The 19,367-nt window shown below is 72.6% G+C and carries 17 protein-coding genes and 1 pseudogene; 9 read left to right on the top strand and 9 right to left on the bottom strand.

What is annotated here, in order from left to right; genetic code table 11:
- The gene (locus tag ACZ31C_RS26105) at positions 1–795 is read right to left on the bottom strand and encodes an NPP1 family protein (protein ID WP_465797512.1); all 795 of its coding nucleotides are present in this window, start codon (positions 793–795) and stop codon (positions 1–3) included.
- A gap of 753 nt (positions 796–1,548) precedes the next feature.
- Positions 1,549–2,175: a hypothetical protein gene (locus ACZ31C_RS26100; protein WP_465797511.1), complete on the bottom strand. Its 627-nt coding sequence runs from the start codon at positions 2,173–2,175 to the stop codon at positions 1,549–1,551.
- A gap of 225 nt (positions 2,176–2,400) precedes the next feature.
- Between ACZ31C_RS26100 and ACZ31C_RS26095 the strand changes: the two genes are divergently transcribed.
- On the top strand, positions 2,401–3,435 hold the full coding sequence (locus ACZ31C_RS26095) for an ion transporter (protein ID WP_465797510.1): 1,035 nt from the start codon (positions 2,401–2,403) through the stop codon (positions 3,433–3,435).
- A gap of 110 nt (positions 3,436–3,545) precedes the next feature.
- Here the strand turns inward: ACZ31C_RS26095 and ACZ31C_RS26090 are convergent, their stop codons facing one another.
- Complete coding sequence (locus ACZ31C_RS26090; protein WP_465797509.1) at positions 3,546–4,310, bottom strand: ABC transporter permease; 765 nt, start codon at positions 4,308–4,310, stop codon at positions 3,546–3,548.
- Positions 4,307–5,050 (bottom strand): ABC transporter ATP-binding protein, encoded by a 744-nt coding sequence (locus ACZ31C_RS26085; RefSeq protein WP_465797508.1) that lies wholly within the window; start codon positions 5,048–5,050, stop codon positions 4,307–4,309. The genes ACZ31C_RS26090 and ACZ31C_RS26085 overlap by 4 nt, the downstream gene beginning before the upstream one ends.
- Before the next feature lie 110 nt (positions 5,051–5,160).
- Between ACZ31C_RS26085 and ACZ31C_RS26080 the strand changes: the two genes are divergently transcribed.
- Positions 5,161–6,264, top strand: coding sequence for a sensor histidine kinase (locus ACZ31C_RS26080; protein ID WP_465797507.1), 1,104 nt, complete (start codon positions 5,161–5,163; stop codon positions 6,262–6,264).
- Positions 6,261–6,905, top strand: a complete 645-nt coding sequence (locus ACZ31C_RS26075) for a response regulator (protein WP_465797506.1) — start codon at positions 6,261–6,263, stop codon at positions 6,903–6,905. Before ACZ31C_RS26080 ends, ACZ31C_RS26075 begins: the two co-directional genes overlap by 4 nt.
- 3 nt (positions 6,906–6,908) lie before the next feature.
- Here the strand turns inward: ACZ31C_RS26075 and ACZ31C_RS26070 are convergent, their stop codons facing one another.
- The 4 genes from ACZ31C_RS26070 to ACZ31C_RS26055 form a co-directional block, all read right to left on the bottom strand.
- The gene (locus ACZ31C_RS26070; RefSeq protein WP_465797505.1) at positions 6,909–7,811 is read right to left on the bottom strand and encodes a Gmad2 immunoglobulin-like domain-containing protein; all 903 of its coding nucleotides are present in this window, start codon (positions 7,809–7,811) and stop codon (positions 6,909–6,911) included.
- Entirely contained in the window at positions 7,808–9,214 is a 1,407-nt protein-coding gene (locus ACZ31C_RS26065) for an ATP-binding protein (protein ID WP_465797504.1), read from the bottom strand. The genes ACZ31C_RS26070 and ACZ31C_RS26065 overlap by 4 nt, the downstream gene beginning before the upstream one ends.
- 13 nt (positions 9,215–9,227) lie before the next feature.
- Positions 9,228–9,908 carry a response regulator gene (locus tag ACZ31C_RS26060; protein ID WP_465797503.1) on the bottom strand — a complete coding sequence of 227 codons (681 nt, stop codon included), beginning with the start codon at positions 9,906–9,908 and terminating at the stop codon, positions 9,228–9,230.
- A 108-nt stretch (positions 9,909–10,016) separates the two neighbouring features.
- Complete coding sequence (locus tag ACZ31C_RS26055; RefSeq protein WP_465797502.1) at positions 10,017–10,586, bottom strand: AMIN-like domain-containing (lipo)protein; 570 nt, start codon at positions 10,584–10,586, stop codon at positions 10,017–10,019.
- A gap of 230 nt (positions 10,587–10,816) precedes the next feature.
- Here ACZ31C_RS26055 and ACZ31C_RS26050 point away from each other — a divergent pair, with 230 nt between their 5' ends.
- Positions 10,817–12,001 (top strand): snapalysin family zinc-dependent metalloprotease, encoded by a 1,185-nt coding sequence (locus ACZ31C_RS26050; protein WP_465797501.1) that lies wholly within the window; start codon positions 10,817–10,819, stop codon positions 11,999–12,001.
- A 150-nt stretch (positions 12,002–12,151) separates the two neighbouring features.
- Positions 12,152–13,180 (top strand): TRM11 family SAM-dependent methyltransferase, encoded by a 1,029-nt coding sequence (locus tag ACZ31C_RS26045; protein ID WP_465797500.1) that lies wholly within the window; start codon positions 12,152–12,154, stop codon positions 13,178–13,180.
- 46 nt (positions 13,181–13,226) lie between these two features.
- On the opposite strand, the pseudogene ACZ31C_RS26040 reads toward ACZ31C_RS26045, so the two are convergent.
- Positions 13,227–15,864: pseudogene (locus ACZ31C_RS26040) on the bottom strand (CDP-alcohol phosphatidyltransferase family protein).
- A 94-nt stretch (positions 15,865–15,958) separates the two neighbouring features.
- Between ACZ31C_RS26040 and ACZ31C_RS26035 the strand changes: the two are divergent.
- The 4 genes from ACZ31C_RS26035 to ACZ31C_RS26020 all read left to right on the top strand — a co-directional run bounded on the left by ACZ31C_RS26035 (position 15,959) and on the right by ACZ31C_RS26020 (position 19,309).
- Positions 15,959–16,939 carry a zinc-dependent alcohol dehydrogenase gene (locus tag ACZ31C_RS26035; protein ID WP_465797499.1) on the top strand — a complete coding sequence of 327 codons (981 nt, stop codon included), beginning with the start codon at positions 15,959–15,961 and terminating at the stop codon, positions 16,937–16,939.
- A gap of 3 nt (positions 16,940–16,942) precedes the next feature.
- Positions 16,943–17,359 (top strand): 6-pyruvoyl trahydropterin synthase family protein, encoded by a 417-nt coding sequence (locus tag ACZ31C_RS26030; RefSeq protein WP_449953273.1) that lies wholly within the window; start codon positions 16,943–16,945, stop codon positions 17,357–17,359.
- Positions 17,360–17,441: 82 nt separating this feature from the next.
- A complete protein-coding gene (locus tag ACZ31C_RS26025; protein WP_465797559.1) occupies positions 17,442–18,479 on the top strand; it encodes a glycosyltransferase family 4 protein in 1,038 nt (345 codons plus the stop codon).
- Positions 18,476–19,309 (top strand): SAM-dependent methyltransferase, encoded by an 834-nt coding sequence (locus ACZ31C_RS26020; protein WP_465797498.1) that lies wholly within the window; start codon positions 18,476–18,478, stop codon positions 19,307–19,309. The genes ACZ31C_RS26025 and ACZ31C_RS26020 overlap by 4 nt, the downstream gene beginning before the upstream one ends.
- The last annotated feature ends 58 nt before the right edge of the window (positions 19,310–19,367 follow it).

The raw sequence follows: 19,367 nt of genomic DNA, 5'->3' as shown, positions 1-19,367 counted from the left end.
TCAGGCGTACGGGTCGAACGGGATGCCAGCGGGCTTGGCGACGCCGAGCAGGTACTCGAACGCACCGTCCTTGATCTTGATACTGGCCGCGCCGAAGTCGGCCGCCATCAGACTGTTCCGCAGGTCCAGACTGGGCCAGCCGTTCCAGTCCACCACCGGCGGGTAGTGCCAGGTGCCGTAGTGGTTCTCCGGCGGCTCGTCGTTGGCGTTGGCGAGCCGGAAGAAGTGCGTAGACGCGCCGTCCTTGTGATAGACCACCTTCGGATGCGTGCCGTCGAAGCGCACCTGGGCGCGCGGGTAGGTGCGCCGACTGCTGTGCTGCGTGGTGGTCACGTACTCGACCCGGTCGGTCGCCTGGTCGACCCAGGAGATCACGTGCTCCCAGTCGTGCCGGTGGCCGCCGAGACCACTGCCGTGCACCGCCTGGTCCTTCTCGAAGTAGCTGGCGTAGACGATCGCGCACCAGCCGTTGTTGCACGTCGATCGCGCGTACGTCTGCGACATGTCCAGGTCGGACCGGTCCCGGCAGCTGCCGTTGATCGCCCCGGTGGTCCGCAACCCACCGTTGATCCGCCCGTCCGGGCTGATCGCCGAGACCGCGTAACACCCGTCGGTGTCGTAGTCGTAGGCGGGGGAGAAGGAGGACTCGTACCCGCCCGCGTTGTGCGGCAGGTTGGGCAGCGAGTTGGCGTACGCGGGCGCGGCGGGCACGAGGACCGCGAGCGCGGCCAGTCCGGCCAGCACCCGGGTCAGCGGGCGACGTCGCCGCAGGGGCGGCTGTGCGTGCGGTGTCATGTCTCGCCTCTCCGGACGACGGCTCCGGGCTGCCGGCATCTCCATCGATGTGTGGCCATGTATCTCACGGTCGACGGCACGAGTCAACGAAAACGCGAGGAATCCTCGCTGACTGTCCGGGTGCTGTCCGGCGGCGGCCGTCCCGCCGGCTCGGGGCCGTGGTGCGCGGTCAAGCGCTCCGAGCGGCACCCCGGAAGGATAGGCCTGCTCGCCTGCCTGCCTGCCTGCCTGCCCGCCTGCCGGGCCGCCGGGCCGCCGGGCCGAGCGTGCTCGGGCCGCAGGGAGACCGCACGCTCCACTGCGGTCACCGCCCGCGTCGTAGGAGTGGGAATTGCGCGACGGTCCGGCGCGGCGGCGTTGGGGTGCTGCTGCCCGGCGTCGTACTCGCCGGTTCGGGCGTGGTGCGGCAGCGTCACTCGTGAGGTGGGGAGGTTTGTTGTCGCTCCAGCGACAACAAACCTCCCCACCTCACACCCGATTGGACGTCCGCGCTTGCGGCACGTTCGCGCTTGCGGCACGTTCGCGCTTGCGGCACGTTCGCGCTTGCGGCACGTTCGCGCTTGCGGCACGTTCGCGCTTGCGGCACGTCCGCGCCGATCGAGTTCGCGATGTGTCCAGCCGGTGCGGCGTTCGGAGATCCCGGGCGGACGCGTCGCGCCGCATACTCGGCTGTTCCTGGGTGGGACCGAGGTCGACCTGGTGGCGGTCGACACCGTGGCCGCGTCGCCCAGTGACGCCGAGGACGGTCGGGGGCTAGAGGATCAGGCCGGCGTGGCGGCCGGTGCGTCGGCGGACGTGTCCGCGTACACCGGCGAGCAGGGCGATCGCGGTCCAGCCGAGGGTGCCGAGGAGGAGGCCGGTCACCTTGCCGGCGGAGTCGACCCGGTCGGCGTCCCGCAGGGCGATCCGTCCGTCCGGGTCGGTCAGCACGGTGAGTGTGTCGCCGACCCGGTAGCCGGGGGCGCTGCCCTGGTAGACGAGCGGTTCGTCGAGCGGGCCGGTCGTGCCGCGCAGGGTGAAGGTGTGCCGCTTGCCGTTGACCTCGGCGTTCACGATCGTCACCTGCTGGCGGACGCCGCGCTGCTCGAGGGCCAGGTCGGGGGCGAGTTGCACCGAGCCGACGAGGACGAACAGCGCCGGCAGCAGGGAGAGCAGCGCCAGCCAGGTGGCCCGGTGCAGGAGATGTACGCCGGTCGCGAAGGCCAGACAGAGAAGTATCCCGGTGACGATCGGGATCGCCCGGGTGCTCGCGGTGGCGTACCCGATGCCCGTGTTCAGCACGACGGCGAGGAGACCGAACAGGACCAGTAGTGCGGTGCGGCGGACCGACCGGCCGACGGTCCAGGCACCCGCGAACTCGGTGGCGGCGGAGGTAGACACGACGAAGATCGTAATGGCGACTGTCCAGACCGCCCGCCGCGTGGCCGCGCCCGCGAGGCCGCGCACCGCCGTGTGTCGGCCGGGACCGCACGGGCCGCCTGCGGGGTCGTCACCGGCGGCGCGCCGGTGTGAACAGGCATCCGTCCTATGTGGGCGGTCCGAGTGCCCGGCCTGTCCCGGGATGTCATAGGCTGCCGTCCGGTCGTGAGCCGGTCGAGGAGTAGCATGACGCGTACTGTCCGTGGTCCGTTGCAGCGGCTCGCCGTACGCTGCGGGGTCGTCGTCGGCGCGCCCTGGTTCAACCTGGCCAGCTTCGCCGTGGTCATCGTCAACGCGGTGGCGTTGGGCCTGGAGACGTACGGGAACGTGGTGGCCTCCGTGGGCGCGGCGCTGCGCGCCGTCGAGTACGTCTGCATCGCGTTGTTCGTGCTGGAACTGCTGATGCGCTTCGGCGCGCACGCCACCGCCCCGACCGGTTTCTTCCGGGACCGGTGGAACGTGTTCGACCTGCTGATCGTGGCCGCGCCACTGCTGCCCGGGGTGCGGGAGAACGTGACCCTGCTCCGGCTGCTGCGGCTGGCCCGGATCGTGCGCGCGTTCCGGCTCTTCCCGAGCCTGCGGGTGATCCTGGTGGGCATCCGGCGCAGCCTGCCCGGCCTGGCGAGTTTCCTGTTGGTCACCGCTCTGCTGCTGTACGGGTACGCGATGCTCGGCTGGATGCTGTTCGGCACCGCCTACCCGGAGGAGTACGGCACGGCCGGGCAGGCCATGCTCACGTTGTTCCTGCTGCTCTCGCTGGACGGCATCACCGACACGCTCCAGGCGGGCCGCGACGTCACCGAGTGGGCAGTGCTCTACTACGTCTCCTACATGGTGGCCGCCTGCTATCTGCTGACGAATCTGCTGGTCGGCCTGGTGCTGACGGCGTTGCAGGAGGCGCACCAGGACGAGCAGGTCGCCGCGCAGCGGGCCGGTCGGCCGACCGGCGGGCACGCCGAGGACGAGCCGTCGGTGCGGGAGCAGTTGGCCCGCGTACAGGCGATCATTACGGACCTGGAGCGGCGGCTGCCGGAACCGGTCCCGGTCGGTCCGCCGACCGCCGCGCGCGCCGAGGTCGCGCCGGAGGCCGGGACGCTCGTCCTGCCGCCGGTCCCACGGCAGGCCCGGGAGGCCGACGTGACCGGGACCGTCTCCGTGCCGCCGGGCGCCGTTCGTGACCAGCGGCGGTCCCGGACCAGGAATCGCCGCAAACGGCGCTGACCGCACCGCCGCCAAACGGCGCTGACCGCACCGCCCGCGGCACCGGCCGTCCCGGGGCGCTCCGTCGCGGCGGCTGCTCCGGGACGGCCGAGGCCATGCGGCTGCGCGGGTCACTCCCAGCGGAACAGCAGGCCCGCCACGGTCGCGCCGAGTACCACCGTCACGCCCAGGCCGACCAGTTGCCCGACCCCGATCGGCGTGCCCTCCCAGGCGGCGCCGAGGGCTTCCACCGAGGCGCCGAACGGCAGCAGGCGACCGATGTCGGCGAGCGGTCCCGGCAGCGCGTCGGGTCCGCCGAACATCCCGCCCATGGCGCCGAGGAGGAAGAACGCGACCAGGCCGATGGCGACGGCGGAGTTCGGGGTGGGCGCGATCGCCGCGACGATCATGCCGGCGCTGTACATGGCGGCCATCGCCAGCGCCGTCACGCCGAGCGCCGCGCCGAGGTTGACCGGGGCGTTCGCGCCGAACACGAGAAAGGCGAGCGCGACGGCGGCGGCGATGCCGACGACCGCCTGGAGCAGGCTGACGATCACCTGCGCGGCCAGCACCATGGCCGGCGAGGCGGGCGTCACGCCGAGGCGGCGCAGGATGCCGGAACGCCGGTAGTAGGCCAGGAAGCTCGGCATGTTGATGATGCCGATCAGCGCGATGACCATGGTGAGCACGAGCGGGAGGACGAACAGGTCCAGCGCGGTCAGTCCGCCCGAGACCTCGTGTTCGTTCGCCGAGCCGGCGCTGGTCAGCATGATCAGCAGCGGCAGGCACAGCGGGACGACCAGCCCGGGGGTGTCCCGGATGACCATCTTCGCCTCGCAGCGGATCAACGTCAGCAGCGAGCGCATCCCCGGTCGATGGGCGACGACGGTGGTCATGCGGCCTCCTCCAGGTCGAGTTCCTTGCCGGTGAGCGCGACGAACGCGTCGTCCAGGTTGGCGGCGCCGGTCTGTGCGACCAGCCCGGCGGGAGTGTCGGTGGCGATGACGCGGCCGGCGTCGAGGACGGCGACCCGGTCGCAGAGCCGCTCCACCTCCTCCATGGCGTGGCTGACCAGCAGCAGGCTCACCCCCTCGGCGCGGAGCTGCTCGATCGTCGCCCACATGCGGCGGCGGGCCTTCGGGTCCAGGCCGGTGGTCAGCTCGTCGAGGATCACCACGCGCGGGCGGCCGGCCAGCGCGAGGGCGATCGAGAGCCGCTGCTGCTGGCCGCCGGAGAGCTTCTCGAACGTCGCCTTCCGGTGCGTGGTCAGATCGACCATGTCCAGCAACTCGTCGGTCGGGCGAGGGTCGGGATAGAAGCTGCGGTACAGGTCGACCAGTTCGGTGACCCGCAGCGCGCCGTGCAGGTACGCGTGCTGGAGCTGCACACCGAGCACCTGCCGTACGCGCCGCCGGTCGGCCCGCGGATCGAGTCCGAGTACGCGTACCCGCCCCCGTTCGGGTACGCGTAGCCCGGCGATCATCTCGACCGCCGTCGTCTTCCCGGCTCCGTTGGTGCCGAGGACGCCGACCGCCTCCCCGACATCGACCCGGAGACCCACATCGACCACTGCTCGGGTCGATCCGTAACTCTTGGCGAGGTTCTCGGCGAGGATCGCCGGTTCGACGTTGGTCATGCCTCGACGCTACGGACGCCCCGACCTGGCCACCTGTCCCAGAAGTCACCTCCCGGGGGCATGACTTTCGGCACGGGTACGCCTGACGCGGGCCGACCTAGAGTGGGAGCGTGCGACGCGTCGGGACGGAGGAGTGGTCCGGCATCGCGATGCTCGTGGTCGCGATCGCCGTCGCCGCGCCCGTGCTGTTCGGGGCCGTCGGCACCGAGATTCCCCTGGTCCTGTGGATCGCGCTGTTCGTCCTCTATCTCGTCGCGCTGCTCACCTCGGTCGCCGTCGAGCGGGCCGGCCCGCTGCGGGCCGGGTCGTTCACGGTGGCCGTGCTGGCCTCCTGGGCGGTGCTGCTCGCACTGCCCAACCCCGGGCTGCTGCCGGTGCTGCTGGTGCTCACCGCCGCGATCAGTGTGTATCTCGCGCCACTGCGGGTGGGGCTGGTCCTCGTCGCCCTCAACACCGTGGTGATCGCCGTGAGCCTGCCGCCGGTCGCGTTCCGGTCGCCGGAGGCGGTCGTGGTGGTCGGCTTCTACCTGCTCATCCAGTTGGCCAGCATGCTCAGTTCCAGCACCCTGCTCCGGGAGCAGCGGATGCGCCGCGAACTGGCCGAGGCGCACGTGGAGTTGCAGGCCGCGAGTGTGCTGCTCTCCGAGTCCGCCCGGACGGCCGAACGCCTGCGGATCTCCCGCGAGCTGCACGACCAGATCGGTCACCAGTTGACCGTCCTGACGCTGGAGTTGGAGACGGCCCGGCACCTCGACGGCGAGGCGTCGCGTACCCACGTGGAACGGGCCAACCGGGTCGCCCGTGAGCTGCTCGGCGACGTCCGCGCCACCGTCGGTCGGCTGCGCACCGAGCCGCCCGACCTGGAGCAGGCGTTGCGGCGGATGGCCCGCGACCTGCCGGGGCTCGACGTGTCGGTGGACGTCTCGCCGACCGTACGGGTGGACGAGGAGGAGAGCGCGGCGTTCGTCCGGGCGACCCAGGAGATCGTCACGAACACCATCCGGCACGCCGGGGCGCGGGAGTTGTGGATCTCGGTGAGCGCGGACGCCCGGGGCACCGTGCTGGAGGCCCGCGACGACGGGTGCGGTGCACCGGACCTGGTGCTCGGCAACGGGCTGCGGGGGCTGCGCGAACGCTTCCAGGCGCTCGGCGGCGACCTCGCGGTCGACGGGCGGACCGGGTTCCGGGTGACCGCGCGGGTGCCGGCGGCATGACCCGGGTGGTGGTGGTCGACGATCAGACGCTCATCCGGCAGGGCATCCGGGGGCTGCTGGAGGTCGCCGACATCGACGTGGTCGGCGAGGCCGACGACGGGCGGGCCGCGCTGGCGATCGTCGCCGAGACCACGCCGGACGTGATCCTGCTCGATCTGCGGATGCCCCGCTTCGACGGCATCTGGACGCTCGAACGACTTCGCGCCGCCGAGGTCGAGATCCCGGTGCTGGTGCTGACCACGTTCGACGACGACGAGCTGGTGTTGGCGGCGCTGCGCGCGGGCGCCCGTGGCTATTTGCTCAAGGACGTGACGCTGGACCAACTCACCCGGGCCATCCGCACGCTCGCCGACGGCGGGACGCTGATCGCCCCGTCGATCACCGACCGGATGCTGCGGGCGATCCGTTCGGGGCCGTCACCGGCCGGGCCGCACGCGGGACCCGTGCCCGGCCTCACCGAACGCGAGCAGGAGGTGCTGCGGCTCGTCGCACAGGGTTACAGCAACCGGGAGATCGCCGAGGTGCTGTTCCTGGCGGAGGGGACCGTCAAGAACCACGTCTCCACCATCCTCACCAAGCTCGGTGCGCGGGACCGGACGAACGCGGTGCTGCGCGCCCTGCACGAGGGGCTCCTCGACTGACGGTCACCGGGTCGCGGCCACCGTCACCGGTACGGCGACCAGCTTCGTCCGTGACCCGTCGGCGGCGGACACCTCGTACGCCTCGACGGTGCCGGGCTGCTCCCGCGCCGAGAAGTAGGACAGGGTGAGCCGGTAGGCGCCCCGGCAGCCGGTGCCGCAGGTGGCGGTGGTGAAGCCGGTGGCGAGTGGGCGACCGGCGGCGTCGAGCAGGCGGACGTTGACCGTCGCCTCGAACACGTCGGCGCTGCCGGAGACGGTGATCGGGCTGCTCACCCGCGCGCCGATGACCGGATCGGCGATCACCACCGGGGGCAGCAGGTCGGCGTACTCGGCGCGGCCGGCCGGTGCGGCGGTGCCGAAGTCGACGCGCAGGACGGTGACGAACTGGGTGAGCGTGTAGACCACCTGCGCCTCGCGTAGCCGTGCGGTGGCCGGATCGGGCGCGTCGGGCAGGCGTACCGTGGCCGTCCCGGCGGCGATCCGGCTCACCTGTGCCCCGTCAGGTAGCAACGTGACCAGACCCGCGTCGGCCTCCGTCCGGGTCGGTCCGGCGGCCAGTTCGGCCAGTGCCAGGCGGGAGGTGGCTGGGGTGGTGGGCCGGGTACGCCGGGTCGGGGCAAGTCGCCCGTCCCGGACGTACCACAGCTGAAGGGTGAGCGTCGCGGGCCGGGCGGTCGGCGACGGTCCGGCGCGCGGCGGCGCGGATCCGGGGCCGGTGGCGGTCGGCGGCGTGCTCTCCGCCGGTGGGGCCGTGGTGGCCGGCCCGGTGCTCGCCACGCCGGTGGTCGCCGCCGAGGCGACGGTGGGGGCCGGGCCGAGCGAGCCGGATCGCGACGGCGCGCACCCGGCGGTCAGGAGCAGCAGGGCGGCGGTCGCTGCGGCCACCCGGTCCCGACGCGGGCTCACCCGGCACCACCGTCGGACGACTCCCCGGCCACGTCGCCGTGATCGGGCAGGTCGAGGCGGAAGCGGGTGCCGCTGCCCGGGGCGCTGTGCACGGTGAGCCGGCCGCCGAGCAGCCGGGCGTTCTCTCGGGCGATGGCCAGGCCGAGTCCGCTGCCGCCGCCGGAGCGGGCCGGATCGACCTTGTGGAACCGGTCGAACAGTCGGGGCAGGTGCGCGGCCGGGATGCCCGGCCCCTCGTCGTCGACGTCGAACAGCACCCGGTCACCGGCGCGTATGACCCGGGCCCGGATCGCGCCGCCGCCGTGCTGCACCGCGTTGGCGACCAGGTTGCCCAGCACCCGTTCCAGGCGGCGCGGGTCGGTGCGGACCCGGACCGGATCCGCGTCGACCTCGACCCGGCCCCGCCAGCCCCGGTCCCTGACGATCGCGCGCAACAGGGCTGGCGCGTCGACCTCGGTGACGGTGACGACCTCCTGACCGGCGTCCAGCCGGGAGATCTCCATCAGGTCCTCGACCAGCCGGCGTAGCCGCACCACGTCACCGACCAGCAGCTCACCGGCGCGCCGGGCGTCGCCGGGCAGGTGGTCGAGGTGGTCGCGCAGCAGCGAGGCCGCGGCCACCAGGGCGGTCACCGGGGTACGCAGCTCGTGCGCCACGTCGGCGGTGAACCGCCGCTCCCGTTCCCGGGCCCGGTGCAGGTCGGCGATCCTCGCCTCCAGCGCCTCGGCCATCTCGTTGAACGCCACCGCCCAGGCACTGAACTCGTCGCGCCCCCGCACCGGCAGTCGGGTGGCCAGCAGTCCCTCGGTGATCGCCCGGGCGGCCCGGCCGGCGCGGCCCACCGGCTCCAGGGTGCGCCGCGCCAGCGTGTGACCGACGGCGGCGGCGAGCAGCACCACCGACACCCAGCCCGCCGTCAGGGCGGTGCGGAGTTGGTCCAGGTCGGCGGCGAGACCGGCCTCCCCGGTGACGACGTACAGCTCGGCGGTGGAGCCGGGGATCCGACCACCCACCACCAGCAGCTCGTCGCGTCCGGCGGGGCGTTCGTAGCCGAGCTGCCCGGCGGCCACGCTGGCCCGCAGCCGCGTGCCCAGCGGCGGCGCGTACGCCGGGTGCGACGGCCAGGTGTCGCCGTCGACGAGCACCACGTGCCGTCCGCTGCTCTCGAAGCTGGTGAGCAGCTCGGCCCGGCGGGGCTCGGTCAACGGCAGGAACTGACCGGCGAGCACCAGACGGTAGCGGGCGTCGGCCGCGGCGGCGTGCAGCGAGGCGTCGTAGCGGGCCTGCCGCAGCAGCAGGTACGACCCACCGGCGAGCACTCCGGCGGAGACCCCGGCGACCAGCACGAACGCGATGGTCAACCGGCGTCTGAGCCGGCCCGGGCGCACGGTGTCGGTGCCCATCGCGGTGGCCCGGTCAACCGGCGGTGAACTTGTAGCCGGCGCCGCGTACGGTCCGGATCAGCCGGGGGTGGGCCGGATCGGGTTCGATCTTGGCGCGGAGCCGCTGCACGGCCACGTCGACCAGGCGACTGTCGCCGAGGAAGCGGTGGTCCCAGACCCGGTCCAGCAGCAGCTCACGGGTGAAGACCTGCCCGGGGCGGCGGGCCAGCTCCAGAAGCAGGCGGAACTCGGTGATGGTCAACGGCAGGTCGACGCCGTCACGGCGGGCCACGAACGCGCCCGGATCGATCTCCAGACCGCCCACCCGCAGTGGCCCGGGCTCGGGCGGAGCGACCGCGCGACGCAGCACCGACCGCACCCGGGCCACCAGTTCCGGCAGGTCGAAGGGCTTGCGCAGGTAGTCGTCGGCGCCGCACTCGAGGCCGACCACCACGTCGATGGTGTCCGTGCGGGCGGTCAACATGAGGATCGGCACCGCACTGGACCGCCGGACCTCACGGCACACCTCGAGGCCGTCCAGCCCCGGCAGCATCACGTCCAGCACGATCAGGTCCACCGGCCGGGCCCGCCAGGCGGCCAGTCCCTGTCGCCCGTCGACGGCGGTCTCCACCCGGAACCCGGCGCGGCGTAGTCCGAGGGCGGCGACCTCCCGGATGGAGCCATCGTCCTCGACCACCAGCACGTGGCCGTCCATGATGCACCCAGCGTAATCCCGCCCCGCCGCTGATGTAAGGAGGGGACCCCTGCTATCGCCTCGTGCATAGTAGGGGACCCCTCCTTACATCCAGCCCGACACGGAGGGTCACTCCTGCCACTGGTGGGCGACGTCGAGCACGATGCGGGTGTGCGTGCCGGGGCCGGCGAGGACGGTGACGCGGAACGGCAGGCGGGCGCGTACGCCGACGGCGAAGGTGGTGTAGCCCTCGAAGCTGCCGCCGAAGACCACGTCCCGCAGCGTGGTGTAGCGCAGCACGGTGGCGACGTGGTCGCCGACCCGGTACGGCACCGTGGCCAGGTGCGCGTCGTCGTACGCGGGCGCCCGCAGCGACACCCGCAGCAGCGCGCCACCCGCCGTGTACGGCGACAGCGCCAGCCCCTCACCTTCGGTGTACGTCTCGCCGTACCCGACCGAGTAGCCGTTGACCGTGCCGTCGAACTCGAACACCACCCGGTCGTGGCACTCGTGCCGGCCGGTGCGTACCTCCACCAGCGGGGCGCTGCTCAGCGTGCCGGCGGTCCGGTCCCCGCTGCCCCAGGTGATCCCGCAGTACGGCGCACCGGTCGCCGCCGTGCCCGGCATACCGGTCGCGGCGGTGGCGAGCAGCGCGGCGACCGCCACGACCAAGGCGGTCACGGTCCTTCTGATCCTCATCGTCGTCTCCCATCCGTCCACCCGGCGCCGGTCGGGGCGCGGGCCTGACCTCGTGCGTCCACGGTCGTGACGGTCTGCCACCGCGCTTTCACTGTTACGTAACACCCGGGTAACAGCTGCCGGGCGGTATGACGCTTTCGCGATGACATCGGATGGGAGGTGGCCATTAATATTCACGCACATCGATCGCGGCGTATCGGCGCGCCGCGCAGTCCGCAGGGGAGTACCTGATGATCCGACGACAACTGCTGCGCGCGGCCACCGCCGCGCTCGCGGCGGTGCTGGCGGCGACCGGCGTGCAGGTGGTCACCGCCACCGGCGCCGCCGCGGCCCGGACCGTGTACTACGACGCCAGCCGGGCCGGCGAGTTCCGGACCAACTTCGACCAGGCCGCGCAGATCTGGAACAGCCGGGTCAGCAACGTCCGGCTGGTACCCGGTACGCCGGCCAACGTCACCATCCTGGTCGACACCGGCTGGCCCCGGGCGCAGGTCACCGGGCTGGGCTCCGGCCGGATCTGGATGGGGTGGCAGGCCGTCGACCAGGGCTACAACCGCACCCGCATCGCCACCCACGAGTTCGGCCACATCCTCGGGCTGCCCGACCGGCGTACCGGGCTCTGTTCGGACCTGATGTCCGGCAGCAGCGCACCGGTCTCCTGCACCAACGCCAACCCCAGTGCGGCCGAGGCCAGCCGGGTCAACCAGCTCTTCGCGGGCAGCCTCAGCACGGCCGGCGTGGCGCAGTCGTACACCTGGACCGAGGACGGGGACTTCGGCACGTTCGTGGTCGGCGGTCGGCCGGCCACCGAGAACTACCCGTGGCTGGTCTACACCTCCGGCTGCACCGGCACGCTGATCAAGGCGAACTGGGTGGTCACCGCCAAGCACTGCCCGACCCCGTCGTCGGTGCGGGTGGGCAGTGTCAACCGCAGCAGCGGCGGCGTCGTGGTCGGCGTGAGCCGGGCCGTCAACCACCCCACCATCGACGTGAAGCTGTTCCAGCTCGCCAGCTCGGTCAGCTACGCACCGGCGGTGATCCCATCCACCTCCGGTGCGGTCGGCACCGCCACCCGCATCATCGGCTGGGGCCAGACCTGCGCACCCCGTGGCTGTGGCTCCGCGCCGGTAACGGCGAACGAGTTGGACACCTCGATCGTGGCCGACAGCCGGTGCAGCGGCATCAACGGTCCGTACGAGATCTGCACCAACAACACCAACGGCAACGCCGGGGCCTGCTACGGCGACTCGGGCGGCCCGCAGGTGCGTCGGGTCAACGGCGTATGGCAGGTGATCGGCGCGACCAGTCGGGCCGGCAACAACAGCTCCACCTGCGCCACCGCCCCCTCCATCTACGGTGACCTGCCCTCCATCCGCTCCTGGATCAACACCCAGGTCGGCGGCCTGCCCGTCTGACGAGTTCCGCGATCATGGAGTTGTGGTGCCCGGAAGGCCGCGAGGTGCGGCGACCGTGGTACCACAACTCCATGATCGCGTAGGGGGACCGGGGGCGGCGTCGGCTGGGCGCCGGGCGTGGGATAGTGCCTGGTTGTGGAGCGTTATGGGGTGTTGATCCTGCCGTCGAGCAACCGGGTGTACTCGGGGGCGGCGGTGGAGCTGACGCGGGCCGAGCTGGAGATCTTCGGTGGCAGCGTGCTCGGTGGACGGATCGGGGCGGTGGAGACGGTCGCCGTCGGTGGCGTCCCGTACGTCACCTTCGAGGTCGAGGGCGGGCTGAGCGAGCGCGACGCCGCGCTGCTGGCCAACCTGTCCAGCGCGTACGCGTTGTTCGAGTTCGTCGGTGACCTGCTGCGGCCGGTGCCGTTGACGCCTCTGGACCGCTTCGACGACGACCTGGTCACCATTCAGAAGTACCCGGGCAAGACCAACGAGCAGTTCACCAAGCTGCTTCTCAACGTCACTCTGCTCGCCTCGACCTGGGCCGACGACCTGCTCACCCGGCGGTTCCGGGTGCTCGACCCGCTCTGCGGCCGGGGCACCACGGTCAACCAGGCGATGATGTACGGCTTCGACGCCGCCGGCCTGGACCGCGACAGCAAGGACTTCGAGGCGTACCAGACGTTCCTCAGCACCTGGCTCAAGCGCAAGCGGGTCAAGCACCGGGTGCTGGAGTCCGGGCCGGTCCGCCGGGAACGCAAGGTGGTCGGCAAACGGCTGCGGGTGGAGGTGGCCGCCTCGAAGGAGGCGCAGAAGGCCGGCGACGTGCAGACCGTGGACGTGGTCAGCGCCGACACCACCCGGGTCGGGGAGTTCTTCCGCCCGGAGAGCGTCGACGTGGTGGTGGCCGACGCCCCGTACGGGGTGCAGCACGGCAGCCGTACCGCCGAAACCGGGCTGGCCCGCGACCCGCTCGCGCTGCTCACCGCCGCCGTGCCCGGCTGGGCGCGGCTGCTGCGCCCCGGCGGCGCTCTCGGCATCTCCTGGAACACCAACGTGGCCCGGCGGGAGGCCGCCGCCGAGCGGCTGGCCGCAGCCGGTCTCGACGTGCTCGACGAGGGCCCCTGGCGGGCGCTGTCCCACCGGGTCGACCAGGCGATCGTCCGCGACGTCCTGGTCGCCCGCAAACCCGGCTGATCCGCGTTCCCGCACCGGCCTTCGGACGGCCGGTGCGGGAACCCGGTCAGGTCAGCGGCCCTGCGCCTGGGGGCGGGAGTTGCCCGGTCCGAAGGCGGTCAGGAACCGGTCGCGGAAGGTGTCCATCCGCCAGACCGGGGCGTCGGCGTCCGGGGTCATGCCATCCTGCCACTTCCAGTCCTCGATCTGCGCGAACACCGCCGGGTCCTTGGCCACGATGTGGATCGGCACGTCCGGGCTGGGGTTCTCCCCGGTCACCACCGGCGCCGGCTGGTGGTCGCCGACGATGACCATCACCGTGTCGTCATTGCCGTACCGCTCCAGGTAGGAGATCAGGGTACGCAGCGTGTAGTTGATCGAGTGCCGGTAACCGGTGCGGGCCTGCGCGGCCGGGGTGCCGATGATGCCCCGCTGGAACACCTCGCCGTCGTCGATGTCGTCCCAGTCCACCACCGACGGCACCTTGGTCCAGGGGGAGTGGCTGGAGACCAACGCCAACTCGGCCATCACCGGACGGTCCCGGGGAGTGGTCATCTCCCGCTGGTGGAACTGGTGGATGGCGAACTGGTCGGGCATCGGGGCGAAGGCGAACTTCGGGCCCTGGTAGTCGAGGTCGGGCCCGCCGTAGAACTTCTCGTACCCGTAGAACGCGCCCTCCGGCCAAGCCTGGTTGACCGCCGGCATCACGCCGACCGTACGCCACTGCGCGCGCTGGAACGCGTCACCCAGGGTGAACCGGTCGGTGGCGAGCAGGTTGCGGTGCCGCTGGTTGTTGTCGATCCAGAGCCCGGAGAGCAGGGTGGCGTGCGCCAGCCAACTCGCCCCACCGATGGTCGGCGAGGTGAGGAAACCGCTGCGGGACGTGTAGCCGGCCGCCGACAGCCGCCCGGCCCCCTCGTCGAGCACCCGTTGGATCGAGGCGAAGTCGGGGTCGGCGACCGCGTCCCGGCCATAGCTCTCCACGAAGGTGATCAGCACGTCCTTGCCGCGCAACCCGGTCAGCAGCTGGTCGCCGGGCATGTCGCGGAACGGGTCCACGTTGATCTCTTCGGTGAACGCCGCCCGATCGTGCAGCCGCGCGTACACCTCGACGGCGTGCTCCTGCACCAGGGTGGTCGCGTTGCTGTCGGCGACGTACACGCCCGGCACGATCCGAGCCCCGAAGGCGGCGAGCACCACCCAGACCACGACCAGCGACACGACGGCCCGGGTGCTGCCGGTGCGGTGGCGGGCCAGCACCCCCGCCAGCCGGACCGAGGACAGCGCGGTGAGCACGGGGATGCCCAGCAGCAGCAGCCCGACCCCGGCGGCGATCGCGATGGCACCCGGCCGACCGATCGACTCGGCCACGAACGCGAACGCCGGGCCGAGCAGGGACCAGTCCAGCACCAGGTCGAAGGGGCGCCCCAGCGACGAGTAGAAGCCGATGTCACCGACCTTCACCATGGCGACGAGGCCGAGCAGCACACCGGAGACGGCGGCCACCACCCGGCGGGGTCGGCCGGGCAGCGCCAACAGCAGCGCGGCCAGCAGCAGCGCCTCCAGCGGGATCCGCAGGAACGTGCCCGGCTCCAACTGCCACGGCCGGTTCGGCAGCGTCAGCGTGGCCAGCACCAGCGCGGCGGCCAGCACGGTCACCACCCGGGCCAGCACCGCCCGCCGCCGGCTGGGCGCCGCTGCCGGCCCGTCGACCGTCTCCGCCCCGGCGTCGGCCTCGGGCTCGTCCGCCTTCCCGGGCACGACGTCGGCCGTCCCGGCGACCTCCGGTGCGGGTGGGGTCGCTGTCGTGTCGTCCGGTCGCTCGGTGGGCTCGGTGGTGCGGGTGCGGTCGGTGCCCGGCGTGGGGGCCGGGTCGGAGATCGACAACTGCTTCTCCCGGGTCAGCGCAGCGACAGGACAGGCGCGGGCGGCATGTCGCGGTCCTCGATCCGGTCGACCCGGCGGGCGACGACCGGGGCCGGCAGGACCACCACCGCGGGTACGACCCGAGGCGCGCGTTGCCGCCACAGCCACCCGACGTCCCGCCCGAACGACTCGACCAGCATGCCGAGCGCCGCGACCAGCACGAGGGTGGTCAACGGCCCGGGCAGCACCTGGGACGCGGCGACGGCGAGCATGATCCCTTGGACCGCGGCGACCACCTTACGCCAGTACCGGGGCGGCAGTTGCCGGTCCATCCAGGGCAGTGCCCAGCTCGCGACCAGGAAGGCGTACCTCATCAGGCCGATGGCGAGCACCCACACCCCGACCGACGGGGCGACGTAGAAGCTCAGCATCAGCACCAGGAAGGAGTCGACCTCCATGTCGAAGCGGGCGCCGAGCGCGCTGGCCGTGCCGGTGCGGCGGGCCACCTTGCCGTCGACGGCGTCCAGGGCCAGCGCCACCACGGTCATCGTGACCAGCACCACCACCGGCGCCGGACGGCCGGCGATCAGCGCGTCGGCGATCAGCGCGGTCACCCCGCCGACCAGCAGCCCCCGGCCCATGGTCACCCAGTCGGCCGGTCCGAGCCGGTCCGAGCCGGATCGGCGCAGGCCATGGACGAGAACCGCGCAGGTCACCGTGCCGTACCCGAGCCCGGCCACCCAGCCGGCGACCCCCAGACCGACGGTCGCGGCGAGCCCCGCCAGCAGGACGATCTGAACGATCAGCCCGATTTGCGGACCGGTTCGAACTGTGGACACCGTGCCTCCGTGTTTATGATCGACGACCCCTGTCAGAGATGTACGGAAAACATGACGGATCGGTTCGGTCCGGACCCAGGCAAAGGAGAACTCGGTGACCCGAACGGCTCGCGCCTTCTGGCTCACCCTGCCAGGCCAGGGTGAGATCCGCTCGGTGGGGCTCCCGGCACCCGGCCCGGAAGAGGTGCTGGTCCGGGCACTTTTCTCGGGTGTGAGCCGGGGTACCGAGACGCTCGTGTTCACCGGCGCGGTACCCGAGAGCCAGTACGACACCATGCGCGCCCCGTACCAGGAGGGCGACTTCCCGGCCCCGGTCAAGTACGGCTACCTGAGCGTCGGCACCGTCGAGCAGGGGCCGGAGAATCTGCGCGGACGGACGGTGTTCTGCCTGCACCCGCACCAGAGCGCGTACGTCGTGCCGGCCGGTGCGGTCACCGTCGTACCGCCGGACGTGCCGGCGGCCCGTGCGGTGCTGGCCGGCACCGTGGAGACCGCGGTCAACGCGCTCTGGGACGCGCCGCCGCTGGTCGGCGACCGGGTCACCGTGATCGGCGGTGGGATGGTCGGCTGCGCGGTGACCGCCCTGCTGGCCCGCTTCCCCGGGGTACGGGTGGAACTCGTCGACACCGACCCGAGCCGGGCCGAGGTGGCCGCCGCGCTGGGTGTGGACTTCGCCACGCCGGAGACCGCCACCGGGGGGCGTGACCTCGTGGTGCACGCCAGCGCCACCGCCGCCGGCCTGCAACGCGGCTTGGACCTGCTCGCGCCCGAGGGCACGGTGCTCGAACTGAGCTGGTACGGCGACCGCGAGGTGCAGCTCTCGCTCGGTGGTGCGTTCCACTCGGGACGACTCACCGTCCGCAGCAGCCAGGTCGGCATGGTCGCCCCCGCCCGGCGCAGCAGCCGCGGCTACGCCGACCGGATGGCCCTCGCGCTCGACCTGCTCGCCGACCCGGCGTTCGACGCGTTGATCACCGGTCGGTCGCCGTTCCCGGAACTGCCCGACGTCCTGCACCGCCTGAGCGAGGGCAGCCTGCCCGCGCTCTGTCATCTCATCACCTACGACGGGGAGTGAACCGTGTTCAGCGTTACCGTCCGTGACCACATCATGGTCGCCCACAGTTTCCGGGGCGAGGTCTTCGGCCCCGCCCAACGGCTGCACGGCGCGACGTTCGTGGTCGACGCCACCTTCCGCCGCCCCGACCTCGACGCCGACGGCATCGTGGTCGACATCGGACTGGCCACCGACCAGCTCAAGGCCGTACTCGGCGAGCTGAACTACCGCAACCTCGACGACGAGCCGGCCTTTGCCGGCACGAACACCACCACCGAGGTGCTGGCCAAGACCATCGCCGACCGGCTCGCCGACGGGGTGGCCTCCGGCGCGCTCGGCGCGGGCGCGCACGGGCTGACCGGGATCACCGTCACCCTGCACGAGTCGCACGTGGCGTGGGCCGCCTACGAGCGGTCGTTGCCGGGCGGCGGCGCCGCCTGACGTGCTCGTACCGCATACGGTCTCGTCGGGCGACCAGGATCACGTGCCGGTCCTGCACGTGATCCTGGTCGGCGACTCCCACGTGCCGGTCCTGCACGTGATCCTGCCCGGCGACATCGACGACCCGGCCTCACCCAGCGGCGGCAACGGCTACGACCGACGCGTCTGCGCCGGTCTGGCCGCCGCCGGCTGGCCGGTCCGCGAACACGCCGTGCCCGGGGGATGGCCGCAGCCGTCGCCGACCGAGCACGCGGCGCTGGCCGAGGTACTGGCCGGGCTGCCCGACGGTGCGCCGGTGCTGATCGACGGACTCGTCGCCTCGGTGGTCCCGGACGCGCTCGCGGCACACGCCCGGCGGCTGCGCCTGGTCCCGCTGGTGCACCTGCCCCGCGACGACGACGCCGAGGGCCGGGCGCTCGCGGTGGCCACCACCGTCGTCGCCACCAGCGCCTGGACCCGCGACCGGCTGCTGGACCGGTACGCGTTGCCCGCCGACCGGGTGCACGTGGCCGTGCCCGGGGTCGACCCGGCTCCGCCCGCGCCCGGCTCGCCGGAGGGCTCGGCGCTGCTCTGTGTCGCGGCCGTCGCCGCACACAAGGGCCACGACGTGCTGGTCGAGGCGCTCGCGGCGGTCGCCGACCGGAGTTGGACGCTGACCTGCGCCGGACCGCTGCACCGGGATCCACCCTTCGTCGACCGGCTGCGGGCCCGGCTCGCCGAGCACCGCCTCGCCGACCGGGTACGGCTGACCGGCCCGCTCACCGGCGACCGGCTCGCCGCCGCGTACGCCGCCGCTGATCTGCTGGTGCACCCGTCCCGGGGCGAGACGTACGGGATGGTGGTGACCGAGGCGCTGGCTCGGGGCGTACCGGTGCTGGCCTCGGCCGTCGGCGGGCTACCCGACGCCCTCGGTCACGCCCCTGACGGCGTACGGCCGGGGCTGCTGGTGCCGTCGGAGGACCCGCAGGCGCTGGCCGAGGCGCTGCGGCACTGGCTGGACGACGCAGCCCTGCGGGCACGCCTGCGCGAGGCCGCCCTGCGGCGTCGGGACACGCTCGACGACTGGACGGCCACCACCACCCGGATCACCACCGCCATCAAGGAGGCATTGGCGTCATGAACGAGCGTCAGCCCTATTCGCTTCCGCCGGGCTTCGCGCAGTGGCTCTCGCTGCGCGAACCCGCCGACGTGGCGGCCCGGTCGACGGAGTTGGTCGACGCGGTCCGGGCCACCCTGACCGACGGCCCGTACGTCGTGCGCGACCTCGGCGCCGGCACCGGCTCGCTGGGCCGCTGGCTGGCCCCGCTGCTGCCCGGCCCTCAGCAGTGGGTGCTGCACGACCAGGACCCGGACCTGCTCGCCCGGGCCTGCGCGGACATGCCCACCACGGCGGCCGACGGCAGCGCGGTCACGGTACGCGCCGAGGCGGGGGACCTGACCCGGCTGACCGCCGACGACCTGGCCGACACCGCCCTGGTCACCGCGTCGGCGCTGCTCGACATGCTGACCGCCGAGGAGGTCGACCGCATCGTGGCGGCCTGTGTCGAGGCCGGCACCCGGACGCTGTTCCTGATCTCGGTGAGCGGCGGGGTGCGCCTGACCCCGTCCGATCCGCTGGACGACGAGGTCGCGGAGGCGTTCAACGCCCACCAGCGGCGGGCCGTGGCGGGCCGGCATCTGCTCGGCCCGGACGCGGTCGAGGCCTGCACCGCCGCCTTCGCCCGGCACGGGGTGCCGGTGCGGGTGCAGCCCAGCCCGTGGCGGCTCGGGCCGGAGCAGGCCGACCTCGCCGGGCAGTGGTTCGCCGGCTGGCTGGAGGCCGCCCGCGAGCAGCGTCCCGAGTTGGTCGACCGCACCGCCGAGTACGAGCGTCGTCGGCACGAAGAGGCTAGAACCGGTCGTCTCGGGGTACAGGTCGATCACGTCGACCTGTTGGCGCTGTGCCATTGAACCGGTGGCCGGCCGGCTACGTGCGTACAGTCAGGGAAGATCGCCATGCCGGGGAGGC

Source organism: Micromonospora sp. NPDC023869, from assembly GCF_055559695.1.
Note: the sequence above shows the minus strand (reverse complement) of the source record. Positions and strands in the feature narration are given on the sequence as shown.